This window comes from Streptomyces lancefieldiae (assembly GCF_031845825.1).
In the GTDB taxonomy this organism is placed as follows: Bacteria; Actinomycetota; Actinomycetes; order Streptomycetales; family Streptomycetaceae; genus Streptomyces; species Streptomyces lancefieldiae.
The window spans coordinates 1-10614 of sequence record NZ_JAVRFH010000104.1 but is presented as its reverse complement, the minus strand read 5'-3'; the positions used below and the strand labels follow the sequence as shown (position 1 = coordinate 10614).

Genomic DNA, 10614 nt, shown 5'->3' with positions numbered 1-10614 from the left:
AAGCCGTAGGTGACGGGAAGCCGCCTCGAACAGCAGCCGGGGCCAGTTCACGGCCCCGGCCAGGCGCTGCACGATCGCTGCCGCGCCGTCGCGCATCTCGTGGTACGCGCTGGTGGGCATGGATTCGCATTCGCGAGTCAGGCCGTTCCAGCGCTGGTTGCCGAGCGCGTCCTGGGTCAGGACACGCACGGCCGCTTCGTAGTTGGGCATGGGGTGGCTCTCGGAGGCGGTAGGAACGGCGAGGTCAGTAGCACAGCCCGGCGCCGTCGAACCAGGCGTGCTCGGGCACCTGGCTGCCGGGCAGGACACCGGAGATGACGGGCGCGGGCGCGAACGCGACGTCGGCCAGGCGGACGTCGGGGGACAGAGGCTTGAGCGCGGTGAGCATGTCGAGGAAGTCCTGCCCGATGAGGGGGTGCGGGCTGGGGAGATTCATCAGGAGCGCCGGGTGCGACACGTAGCCCAGCCGCTCGTAGTAGGTCGCCAGCGACGGGGCGTGGATGAGCATGGACAGACCCCAGCCGAGTGCTCGGTAGCGCTGCTCGGCCTGGCGGATCAGCGCCCGGCCGATTCCGCGTCCGCGATAGCGCGGTGCGACAGCCACCCCGTGGATCATGGTGATCCGGTGCACCAGGTCCAGCAGCAGCGCGGAGTTCTGCAGCCCGGGATGCGCCACGAGCCACTCCGGCGGGCCGGCCACCAGCGCGCCGACGGCTTTGCCGCGCTGGTCCTCGGCGATGAGACAGAGGTCGAGCTGGTGGGACAGAGGCGGTTCCGGCGGGAGGCTCAAGGTGAGCCGGGCCGCGTGGAACGGCGAGGGGTGGTCGGGATCGGCGTGACGGATCAGGTCCATGAAGACCTCCACATCGCGCTGACCGGCGTTGCGGAGGCGGAACGGGGAACGGGAGCGTCGAGAAGACATTGCGGTGTCCTGAGAAGTGGCAGCGAAGCGGGCGCGGGTGCGGCACCGGGAGAGACAGTGCGACCGATGCCGCAACCGACATCCCAACTCTACTGCGGTAAATCCAATTACGCAATCAATGGGCGGGCCATCGCGCTCCGGTCCGCACATGACCGCTGCGTACCCACTTGGCCACCCGCCCGGCGAACTCCCCTCGCGCGAAGCCCTGCGCGTCGCGCACCACGAACCCCTCGTCCCGCTCGACGTCCGTGCGCTGGTCGAAGGCTCCGCGTAGGCGCTGCGGCTCGTCCGGCCGCGGTCCGCGGGCCAGCAGCGGGACGGTGGGCAGACCGAGCATGTCCGCCCAGGCCACCGTCTCGTCCCACGGCAGGCAGACATCGCCGTCCCACACCGAGAAGACCATGAACGGCGGGAGTTCCCGCTCGTAGACGATCGAATGCGCAACCGTCAGGTCCTCACCGCACACCCGCACTCCCTGCGGGATCAGCGGACACACCGCTGCAGCGAAGGCCCGCATCCGGCTCTGCCACGGCCGGCTGCGCCCGGTGGGGGAGTGCCCGTACATCCCGCCCGCGTGCAACGTCGTGTTCGCCCCGTCCATCTTGAGCGTGGTGACGAGCTCGCGCCCCGGCTCGGGAACGAAACGGGACCAGTCGCACCAGACGTCGTCGTCCGTCGCCCCCGGAGACCCCGGCAGATGAGGCGTACGCGGATACCTCGGCAGATCGGCGGTCACAGCGCGACCTCCCAGTCACCCTCACCCGGGCAGCCTCGCTCACGGGTGAGGGAGTACAGCAGCGCGCGGTGAAAATCGGTGAGGTCGCCGGAGCGCCACAGCCCGCCGACGCGGCCCGCGCCGAGCACTACGACGGGCCCGCGCAGCGGCCGGGCCAGGACCTGCCCGGTCGCGCGGTAAACGAATGCGGTGGCCAGCTCGTTGGCCGGCAACGCCGTGCCGGAATCCGTGGCCGCCCGGCAGATCACTCGCAGGGCCGTGCCGTCGGCTGCCGCATACCGCACGAAGTGGGGTTCACCGCCCAGTTCGTCGTGCAGCACCGCCCTCTTCAGGGCCCAGGGGCCGGGCACGGCAGTGTTCATCGTCGTGGAGTCGGCGTCGATGCGGACTCCGGACCGAGTGGTAGTCACGAGGGGTCTCCTTGCGGGTGATGGTGTTGTCGGAGCGGCGGCCAGACGGGGCCTGACCGCCGCGAGCGGGAGCGCCCAGGCTCTTCGGGCGAGTCGAAGCGACCACACGGGCGGGGTTCTCAGGGCGCTGGCCTTACTGCGTGGAACACAGCCGTTCGTCCCAGCAGCAGGCATCGCCGACCCAGCCGCCGGTGTGCCGGTGCGCGGTGGCCAGCAAGACGTTCTCCCGGCAGAACATGCAGCTCGCCACCTCGGCGTCGATGGCGTGCTCCGCGAGGGTGTCGGCGATCTGTTCGTCCGTGGGGTAGCTGTCGAAGGACTCGTCCTCGGTGAGCACAGTGCTGTCACTGATGCGCACCAGGTCGAATGACCGGCCGACGTCGCCGTTCCAGACCAGTTCCAGGACGGCGTACTGCTCACCGAGCACGGCGAACGGTGCGTGGCCGATCTCACGGATCACGATGCTTCCGGGGCGCGAGGAGTTACCCATGGTGGCGACCTTCCGATTTCTTCCTGGCGGGCGATGGGGTGTGGCCGGGCGTGCCGGCCCAAGGGCTTCTGACCACGCGGCCGCGGGGTGTGAGCGTCCACACCTCGTCTGGTGCCTCGTCCTGCTGACGAACGGGCTGCGCTGCCGTGCGTTTCCACACGAGCAGACAGGCACTGTGATCGGCGTCGGGGAGGTCCGCGGTAGGCCGGTCCGCCAGAGCGACGGCGCGGTTCACGCCGTCGTAGTACGTCGGGCCGTGCTGGCCGCGCACGCGCTGCTTGAGGGCCCACTCGGGGACGGCCTGGTTCGGGGCGAATTCCAAGGGATCGAGGCGCATCGGGTGCTTTGCGCGTGAGGGGATGAAGGTGAAGTAGACGGTCATGGGCCTGGATTCATCACGGGGTGCGGAATGCGGTGGGAGGGACGGGGCGGGCCGCCGGCTCAGAAGAGGCTCTCCTGGCCCGCTGCCTCAAGGACTTCTGCGCGGGAGGGGGTCGGTGCCTCTGCGGGCGGTGGCGGTTCGAGGGCTCGGCGGGCCTGCAGTTCGTCCGCGTTCGCCCCTCGGACCATCACCTCGCGCTCGTCGAGACCTTCGAGGGGCTCCACCGTGTAGCCGACCGAGGGCTGTTCCAGGTGGCTTCGGAGCCTGACCAGTAGCGCGCTCCAATCCGGACCGTACGCGCCGAGCACCGACACGACGACGCCGGACGGGTGCGCGGAGTCCTGGAGTATGAAGCCCGCCGGCTGGGCGGAGGTAGGCAGATCCCTCACCTCGTACGCGGACAGCCGGTCGACGTCCAGAGCTGCCAGTGCCTGCGCGACCGTGTGACTGCGGGTGGGGCGCACAGCTACGCCCTGCGGAGTCGCTCCCGGCCTGCCGGGGGATCGGCCCGCGGTCGGCGAACTGCCCGGTTCTCGTGCCATATGGGGTCCTCCTGATACTCGCGAGAGAGGTGGGCGCGGAAGGTGCCCGCCTTGTGGTGAGGTGCGGGCCGGCCCTGCGGCCCGGTGCCGTATCACCGGGCCTGGGCCGCGTCCATGTCAGTGGCCGGACGGATGGAACCTGGGCAGCCTTCGTGCTCCGCCGTACAGGCGTGGACGCCCAGAATCGTGACGCCACCCTCCGCGGTGGCCAGGACGGCAAGGGCCTTGGCCAGCGCGACTCGGGCCGACTTCTGGTGGGTTCCACCGAACTGCAGATCGTCCCCGTGCTCCGCGATCATGTCGATGAGCCCTTCGCGTAGCGCATCGATCCGTCCCGCTGACATACGGCTCTGTTCCTGGATGGCGAGGGGGACGAGGAGGCACAGAAAGTCGGCCAGTCCGCTCCGCAGACGAGGGTTCGGCAGAAGGGCGCGGTACGCCTCGTCGGTCTCATCACCGACGCGGACTACCCGCCCGAAGGGGCCATGGGCCTTAGAGGACACGGTTGGCCTCCGCATCGGCGGCGAGGGCCTGGACGTCCAGGATGTCGAGCACTTCCGCCCCTCGGTGATGATCGATGGTGTCGGGCGTGCACGCGGCGTCGAGAACGCCCGGCTCCAGTTCCTCAAGGAGGCGCTGGGCCTCGGCGCGGCTCGGCGTGCGGTCGCCGGGCACCTGCACGGTGAGCGAGACGTCATGTACGGCTACAACGACAGCTTTCGCCCGGACAGTGATGGTCTGGTGGGTCATGTGGCTCTGGTGTGAGTACGGGGCGCCGGGATAGCGGCACCGGAAGGCGGTTCGGGCAGGGGCTTCATGCCGCAGCACGGGGGCGTGGCTGCATGGAGGGCGCGAGGCCGTTGGTCGGTGAGCGGAGGCTGCCGCATGCGGCGGCCTGGTTCAGGCGGGCAGGGGAGTGCCGTACGGACGCAGCAGTCGAGGGCCGAAGACGTCCTTGAGGTCCCACTGCTCCGGATGCGCGGAGTCCGACAAGAGCATGCACAGCACGTGCTCGGGATCGTTTCCGAGGACGGGGTGCCCGTACAGATGAAGCTGCTCGGGGTAGTCGTCGAACACGAGGCCCGCGGCGCGCATCGGCTGCATGAGGGCGGCCAGGTCTTGCCCGGTCTGCGGGAGTCGTGCGTCCCGCCAGGCGTGGGCGATCTCGCGGTGACGGCCTGCGTCGGGGACGGGAAGCAGATCGTGGAAGGTGTGAAGGGCGGTGCCGTCGGCGGCGCGAACGCTGTGCAGTTCCAGGTCCCGGCCGGTCTCGGCGTCGTAGCTGTCGTTGACGTGAAACACCAGATAGCTGGCGCCGGGGATCTGGGCGCGCAGCGTGTCGGCGATCAGGAGGGCGAGCCCTTGTGCGTCGTCCTACTGGTCCTTCTGGGCCCTGCGCCAGTCGACGGGGTCGACGTAGCCCCCGGTCCCTTCGGCGAGGGCATCGCGCAGACGGCGCACGGCGCGTACGGCCCGGCCCTGCAGCGTGCTCAGCGCGGCGGGAGAGGCGTCGCGGTACGCGTCGAGGGAACCGTTCTCATCGAGGAGACCGAGGGCGGTTCGGACGTCGTTGAGAAGGTGCTTCGGAGGGTTCGACGGCATGGGGATGCTGTTCCGTTCGTGCGGTGACCCGTCGATGACGGGCGGGGTGGGGCTTTGCAAGATCAGGTGAGGCCGGGCGGGCGTCGGCTCAGGAGTGCGGCGTGGGCACGTGCGTCCTCGGCGGTGTAGCCGCTGTCGCAGTTCGGGCGGCAGTACGCACCGGGCGGGGCACCGCATCCTTCACAGGTGTCGTCGAACTCGGAGGCATAGAAGGGCCGCTGAGGACTTCGTGGGCCGTCGTGAGTGCACACTGTCTGATCCGTTCAGTTCCTGGAGGTATGGCGGTGCTGCGGAGAGCGCGGCCGCGACGAGCCGGCGCGCGAACCCATGCACCCGGCGTGCCGGCAGAAGCGGCTGGAGTCTGCGTCATCGGCCAGGGCCAGCGACTTGGTCTCCAGCCGTTGGGCGCGTCCGCATCCGGCCCAGGGATCGGGGCCGCTGCGGTAGACGACGGCGCGGTGCAGTTTGCCGCCGGGTGCGGCCTCGCCGACGACGGGGCCCCGTCCGTCGATCAGGTACGCGGAACTCATTCCTCGATCTCCGTACGGTCCTCGCGGATCTCGGCAGCGGCAAGGCGCTCCTCAGCACGCTTGGCCATGCGGCGGGCGGTGCGGCGCTGGTTGCGCCGGTTCTCACCGCGACGGCGCGGGAAGGGCCGGTTCTCGTCGTGAAACCAGGGTCCCGTCCGGTAGTTGAGTACCGCCAAGGCTGCTCCAGTCCAGAGTCAAAGGGGGCCCGCCACCCCGCACCTTGAGGCCTCTGGGGTGGCGGTCATCGATCCCGCGGGTGCGGGCCGGGTGTGCCGCGTCCCGCACCAGTAAGGGCGGGATCGGCAAGGAGCGCCGACTTGGTGCCGCGCCCCGATTGCTGATTACACACTACATGATGCAATCCAATTAAGCAATACAGATTTGGTTGGCCGAGCATCGTGCAAGAAAACGGCCCGCCACGTGTCACACGGGCACCACCCTTCACACCTCTATGGGCGACATCCGCTCTCTCCCTGGACGAAGGAGACTCGGTGCCCGACGACTTCACGGCTCCGCCCCGACGCGACGACCCGTTCGACTTCCCGGACTGGCCGCCGGGACCCTCCACCCTTGCCACATGGCGGCAGTGGGCCACCCGCGAGCCCTACGACACGGCCCGACAGGAAATCTCCGACACCGGCCCGCTCATCCCCGAACCCTCCAGGCCCCAGACCCACGCCGAGGCACGCATCCTGACCGCGCTCATCCGCGAGTACGGCATGCACCGACCCGAGCTGACCGACGGCCCATACGGGATCACCAGCATCACGCCCCGCACGGACGAGCTCACCATCCACATCGCCGACCGCGAACTCGAACGCTGGGCCCGTGCCCTCACAGCCGCAGGAATCGACATCCGCGCGGAAGCAGCCGCCCAGAACACCGGCACGGCGACCGCCGGGGTCACGCTCGCCATCAACGGCGCGCGCATCAACCTCGCCCCCGCCACGCCCTCGGCCTGGCACGACGCGGCCGACAGCGCAGCGCAGCGCCCGGCCCCGCCCGCCAGCCACGAACACACCACCCCCCAGGACGAGCTGGCGACGCTGCTCTCTGCCACGCTGCGGCGCATCGGCCTGCTCTGGGACGTGGCCCACCGGCACTCCAGCGTGCACCTGATGCTCACCGAGCACGCCGGCAAGACCCACCTTCTCGACGCCTCGGCAGGACGGCAGAGCCTGAGTGTCATCCCCCTGTGGCAGGCCCTCTCCATGCCCTTGCAGCTGTGGCCGGCCCGCCGCGCACCGCGCAGGGCGGACGCGGGAGCAGCCGTACTCGACGCCGTGAACGCCTTCAAGCCCCAGCCGACCGCCACCGACCCGGCAGAGTCCCTGTGCCATCTCATGGACTTGGAGGCCACCGCGGTCACCCGGCGCGCGGCAATCCACGCGCTGAAAATCGCGCAGGCCGTCCTCGACGATCCGGCCCATACCTCGATCTGGGACGCCGGAGGTTGGATCGGCACCTGCCGTCGTTCAACGGCCCGCGGCGAATACTCCACCCACGAGGACCGCCTGGTGCCACCCGGAACGGAGCGGCTGCTCGACGCCCCCGGTATAGATCTCCTCGAACTCGGGACTCTGGCACTGCGTGCCCAGTTGTCCCAGAAGGAACTGGACGACCTCCGAGGCCTGGAGAAGTACCAAGTCCCCCTGTGGTGGGGCGTGGACACGCTGATCGAACTGCTGAACTGGGCGCTGGCCGCCGCGACCAGCCCGCCCCTTGCCGATGCTCAAGAACACCCCGCCCGCCGCACGCTCCAGAGGGCGGCACAGGAGGCCGCATCGCACATGATCGCTGTGCACGAAGCCATCGAAGACGTCGGTGCGACTGAACTCCGGCGCGAACACGACACGTGGCGCCTCTCGAAGCCGGATGCCGTCGCCACCGACAGCGTTCCGACAATCGCGGACCTGATCCTCGCCGCCCACGCGCACGACGTGCTGGACTTCCGCGGACTCGTCCAGGCACTGACCTACTTCAGCTACCGCGTCCACTCCACCGCCGGCCTTCCCGACGGACACCGCAGCCTCGAAGACGACGGGAACTTCCCCAACAGCTTCACTGGGCACATCAGTACTTGGTACGGCCAGCCCTGCACCCTCGTCGGCGAAGAGGCCAACCACGCCGCCGTCGGCAGTGCCGCCTACCGCCGGCATCTGGCGGCACACCGCGCGGCCTTCGACCCCTTCGTCGAGTGCTACCTGGCCGCAGCCGACGAGATGCCGGGCGAGCACGACGTGGCCGAACGCCACCGCGTCGGGGCCCAGGCCCTTCGGACAGCAGATCTCGCCGCGCTGAGGGACCTCGATCCGCGGTGGCGACCCGGCGGCAGCGACGAGTTCCTGAGCATCGTGGCGACCCTCCCACTGGAGGTGCACGAGGTCGAGTCCTGGGTCGACGACGTCTTCGGAGACGACGCCTGACCGCCCCGGGGGCGCCCCGCCACGGCGGCGGCCGCGAGTCGATGTCAGTGCCAGCGGTTACGGTCCCCTCCATGACGGCGACACCTCAAAGTCCTGGCGCAGGCTGGATACTGCGCGTCTCCGCCCGATCCGCCCCGGCCGGTGATCGGACCTTCGAGCAGCAGCGGCAACTCCTAAGCTCGGTGGCCGGATTCGATCCAGCCACCACCCTGTGGACAGCCTTCAGTGCGCCGTGAAGCGCACGTTGTTCGAGTGGAGGTGAAAGACCACCACCATCGCCCTGTCGCAGCAGGGCGATTGAAGCTGGGGGCAGTCCTTTCCGGGAGGTGCCGGAAAGGATGGCAAGCGGCCCTGACAAAGCCGGGACGTATCAGCACTGCCAGATGGTGCGGGTCCGGCAAGCGAGACGGAAAGGAGTACGCGAGGAACCGGTGGTGACACTCCCTGAATCCACACCAGCTCGAACCTGGCGGATCTGGGCTGGATGCGGTGCGTCTCCGCCTTGTGAAGGGGGCGGGGAACTTTCCGAGAGTCTGTGGTCTGGCGCTCGGGGAGGCCACGGTGAAGTGCTGCGGGGTAACCGTGGCGATGCCGCGGGGGTAGAGCCGGGCTCCTAATCCGTCGATCGAACAACGAGTGAACACGGGAACCGTCCCGGCCCTGACCTGGGGCAGCACATCCAGCGCTGTTCGAGGCTGGGCTCATCGTCGGCCGATCGGGCCGGGACGGGGCGGAGCCGCCGTAGTAGTCCGAGCCGGGGAAAGCCCGGTACATGGGGAAGGGCGGCAGCGGAATCGAGAAGGGAAGGAGGCTGTAATGCCGAGAGTCGCATCGCTGAATAGCGGTGCCCAAGAGGTCCCGGAAGTAGGAATGCCGAAAACGGCTCCGCTCAACAGCGGTGTCCTGGAGGTGCCTATGGGTCCTCGACAGCGGGTATCGGGAATGCAGGCCAAACTTCACCGTTGGGCGGCGGCCGATAGCAGCCGCAGGTTCGACGATCTGTTCAACCTCGTGCACGACCCGGCAACGCTGCTCGTAGCGTTCGAACGGGTCGAGGGAAATAAGGGGGCAAACACCCCAGGCGTCGACGGCCTCACAGCCGTCAACGTGGTGCGGGATATTGGCCCTTCTGGGTTCCTGAAGGAGCTCCGCCGCGTACTCAAGACGGGCGAATTCCGCCCTCAGCCGGTGCGTGAGCGGCAGATCCCCAAGCCCGGCGGCAGCGGAAAGGTGCGCAAGCTCGGCATCCCAACGCTCGCCGACCGGGTGGTTCAGGCGGCCCTGAAACTGGTGCTGGAGCCGATCTTCGAGGCCGACTTCAAGCCGGTCTCCTACGGGTTCCGGCCCAAGCGGCGGGCTCAGGACGCGATTGCCGAGATCCACTTCTATGGCACTCACGGCTATCGGTGGGTGCTGGACGCGGACATCGCGGCGTGCTTCGACGAGATCGACCACGTCGCGCTGATGGACCGTGTCCGGAGCCGGGTCAAGGACAAGCGGGTGCTGGCGCTGGTGAAGGCGTTCCTGAAGGCCGGGCTCCTCACGGAGCTCGGGGAACATCAGGAGACCTTCACCGGGACGCCGCAAGGGGGCATCATCTCTCCTCTGCTGGCGAACATTGCCCTGTCGGTGCTCGATGAGCACCTGCACCGGGCATGGGAGCCAGGCGGGGAACTGTCCACCAGCGGTCGGCGCGAACGGCGGAGTGCCAAGGGCCTGCCCTCGTGGCGGCTGGTCCGCTACGCGGACGACTTCGTCGTCCTGGTCAAAGGGACCAGGCAGGACACCGAGGCACTGCGCGAGGAGATCGCCCAGGTTCTCGCACCGATGGGGTTGCGGCTTTCGGAAGCCAAGACCCAACTGGTGCACCTCGGCGAGGGGTTCGACTTCCTGGGGTTCCACATCCAGTGGCGCCGCAAGCGCGGAACGGACAAGTGGTACGTCTACACCTTCATCGCCGACCGGCCCGTCCGGTCAGTGAAGGCGAAGATCCGTACCCTCACCCACAGAACGTCGCAGCAGGACCTGGCCGTGGTGCTGATCAATCTGAACAGGGTCACCCCGGATGGGCCAACTACTTCAGGCATGCCGTCGCGAAGCGCACCTTCAGCAATCTGGACAACCTCGTCTGGTGGCGGGTTATCCGGCTGCTGCAAGAGCGGCATCATTGGAACTGGTCGGACGTCCGCAGACGGCTCACCACCCCCACCGGGCGGTGGCTGCCGATCAGCGCGGGCGAGATCGAGTTGCGGAAGATCAGCGCGATCCCGGTCACCCGGTATCGCTACCGCGGCAACATGATCCCCACCCCTTGGCCCCCTGCAACCACCTGACGGGCAGAGACCGTGGAGAGCCCGTTGCGTCGAGAGGCGCACGGCGGGTTCGGCGAGAGGTCCGGGGAAACAGGCCGGGAGCAATCCCGGCACTGCGCCCCGGGCCTACTCAGCGACGAGGCCGGCTTCTCGATGACTCCGCCCCGTGCCCGCACCTGGGGCCGACGCGGACACACCCCTGTCATCCGCGTCCGCGGCAGGTCCCGCCGCCGGACTTCCATCGCCGCACTGTGCTGCTACA

The 10614-nt window shown here is 68.9% G+C and carries 15 protein-coding genes and 2 pseudogenes; 4 read left to right on the top strand and 13 right to left on the bottom strand.

Annotated features, from left to right (window positions below; genetic code table 11):
- The 13 genes from RM812_RS39555 to RM812_RS39495 form a co-directional block, all read right to left on the bottom strand.
- Positions 1 to 210: hypothetical protein (locus RM812_RS39555; RefSeq protein WP_311585409.1), on the bottom strand; the 210-nt coding region annotated here is incomplete at its 3' end.
- A gap of 34 nt (positions 211 to 244) precedes the next feature.
- Entirely contained in the window at positions 245 to 922 is a 678-nt protein-coding gene (locus RM812_RS39550; RefSeq protein WP_311585407.1) for a GNAT family N-acetyltransferase, read from the bottom strand.
- A gap of 115 nt (positions 923 to 1037) precedes the next feature.
- Positions 1038 to 1658: an RNA ligase family protein gene (locus RM812_RS39545; protein WP_311585405.1), complete on the bottom strand. Its 621-nt coding sequence runs from the start codon at positions 1656 to 1658 to the stop codon at positions 1038 to 1040.
- The gene (locus RM812_RS39540) at positions 1655 to 2068 is read right to left on the bottom strand and encodes a hypothetical protein (protein ID WP_311585403.1); all 414 of its coding nucleotides are present in this window, start codon (positions 2066 to 2068) and stop codon (positions 1655 to 1657) included. Before RM812_RS39540 ends, RM812_RS39545 begins: the two co-directional genes overlap by 4 nt.
- Before the next feature lie 133 nt (positions 2069 to 2201).
- A complete protein-coding gene (locus RM812_RS39535) occupies positions 2202 to 2558 on the bottom strand; it encodes a hypothetical protein (RefSeq protein WP_311585401.1) in 357 nt (118 codons plus the stop codon).
- Positions 2551 to 2940 (bottom strand): hypothetical protein, encoded by a 390-nt coding sequence (locus RM812_RS39530; protein WP_311585399.1) that lies wholly within the window; start codon positions 2938 to 2940, stop codon positions 2551 to 2553. The genes RM812_RS39535 and RM812_RS39530 overlap by 8 nt, the downstream gene beginning before the upstream one ends.
- A gap of 59 nt (positions 2941 to 2999) precedes the next feature.
- The gene (locus tag RM812_RS39525) at positions 3000 to 3482 is read right to left on the bottom strand and encodes a hypothetical protein (protein ID WP_311585397.1); all 483 of its coding nucleotides are present in this window, start codon (positions 3480 to 3482) and stop codon (positions 3000 to 3002) included.
- 92 nt (positions 3483 to 3574) lie between these two features.
- On the bottom strand, positions 3575 to 3826 hold the full coding sequence (locus RM812_RS39520) for a hypothetical protein (protein ID WP_311585394.1): 252 nt from the start codon (positions 3824 to 3826) through the stop codon (positions 3575 to 3577).
- A gap of 148 nt (positions 3827 to 3974) precedes the next feature.
- The gene (locus RM812_RS39515; RefSeq protein WP_311585392.1) at positions 3975 to 4232 is read right to left on the bottom strand and encodes a hypothetical protein; all 258 of its coding nucleotides are present in this window, start codon (positions 4230 to 4232) and stop codon (positions 3975 to 3977) included.
- A gap of 150 nt (positions 4233 to 4382) precedes the next feature.
- Positions 4383 to 4784 (bottom strand): hypothetical protein, encoded by a 402-nt coding sequence (locus RM812_RS39510; protein WP_311585390.1) that lies wholly within the window; start codon positions 4782 to 4784, stop codon positions 4383 to 4385.
- A gap of 72 nt (positions 4785 to 4856) precedes the next feature.
- Entirely contained in the window at positions 4857 to 5084 is a 228-nt protein-coding gene (locus RM812_RS39505) for a hypothetical protein (RefSeq protein ID WP_311585388.1), read from the bottom strand.
- A 263-nt stretch (positions 5085 to 5347) separates the two neighbouring features.
- Positions 5348 to 5614, bottom strand: a complete 267-nt coding sequence (locus RM812_RS39500) for a hypothetical protein (protein ID WP_311585386.1) — start codon at positions 5612 to 5614, stop codon at positions 5348 to 5350.
- Positions 5611 to 5790, bottom strand: a complete 180-nt coding sequence (locus tag RM812_RS39495) for a hypothetical protein (protein WP_311585384.1) — start codon at positions 5788 to 5790, stop codon at positions 5611 to 5613. Before RM812_RS39495 ends, RM812_RS39500 begins: the two co-directional genes overlap by 4 nt.
- Positions 5791 to 6105: 315 nt before the next feature.
- On the opposite strand from RM812_RS39495, the gene RM812_RS39490 reads away from it, so the two are divergent.
- The 4 genes and pseudogenes from RM812_RS39490 to RM812_RS39475 form a co-directional block, all read left to right on the top strand.
- Positions 6106 to 8040 carry a hypothetical protein gene (locus tag RM812_RS39490; protein WP_311585382.1) on the top strand — a complete coding sequence of 645 codons (1935 nt, stop codon included), beginning with the start codon at positions 6106 to 6108 and terminating at the stop codon, positions 8038 to 8040.
- Between the two features lie 816 nt (positions 8041 to 8856).
- Positions 8857 to 10038, top strand: a pseudogene (ltrA, locus tag RM812_RS39485) (group II intron reverse transcriptase/maturase); the annotation flags it as partial.
- Positions 9948 to 10373 carry a group II intron maturase-specific domain-containing protein gene (locus tag RM812_RS39480; protein WP_311585411.1) on the top strand — a complete coding sequence of 142 codons (426 nt, stop codon included), beginning with the start codon at positions 9948 to 9950 and terminating at the stop codon, positions 10371 to 10373. The pseudogene ltrA and the gene RM812_RS39480, both read left to right, overlap by 91 nt.
- Before the next feature lie 114 nt (positions 10374 to 10487).
- Positions 10488 to 10614: pseudogene (locus RM812_RS39475) on the top strand (IS630 family transposase); the annotation flags it as partial.

Bases quoted from the DNA above. Each gene is read 5' to 3' on its own strand.
- RM812_RS39530 (WP_311585399.1), bottom strand. From the start codon at position 2,940: ATGACCGTCTACTTCACCTTCATCCCCTCACGCGCAAAGCACCCGATG.
- RM812_RS39515 (WP_311585392.1), bottom strand. From the start codon at position 4,232: ATGACCCACCAGACCATCACTGTCCGGGCGAAAGCTGTCGTTGTAGCC.
- RM812_RS39520 (WP_311585394.1), bottom strand. From the start codon at position 3,826: ATGTCAGCGGGACGGATCGATGCGCTACGCGAAGGGCTCATCGACATG.
- RM812_RS39550 (WP_311585407.1), bottom strand. From the start codon at position 922: ATGTCTTCTCGACGCTCCCGTTCCCCGTTCCGCCTCCGCAACGCCGGT.
- RM812_RS39525 (WP_311585397.1), bottom strand. From the start codon at position 3,482: ATGGCACGAGAACCGGGCAGTTCGCCGACCGCGGGCCGATCCCCCGGC.
- RM812_RS39505 (WP_311585388.1), bottom strand. From the start codon at position 5,084: ATGCCGTCGAACCCTCCGAAGCACCTTCTCAACGACGTCCGAACCGCC.
- RM812_RS39535 (WP_311585401.1), bottom strand. From the start codon at position 2,558: ATGGGTAACTCCTCGCGCCCCGGAAGCATCGTGATCCGTGAGATCGGC.
- RM812_RS39500 (WP_311585386.1), bottom strand. From the start codon at position 5,614: ATGAGTTCCGCGTACCTGATCGACGGACGGGGCCCCGTCGTCGGCGAG.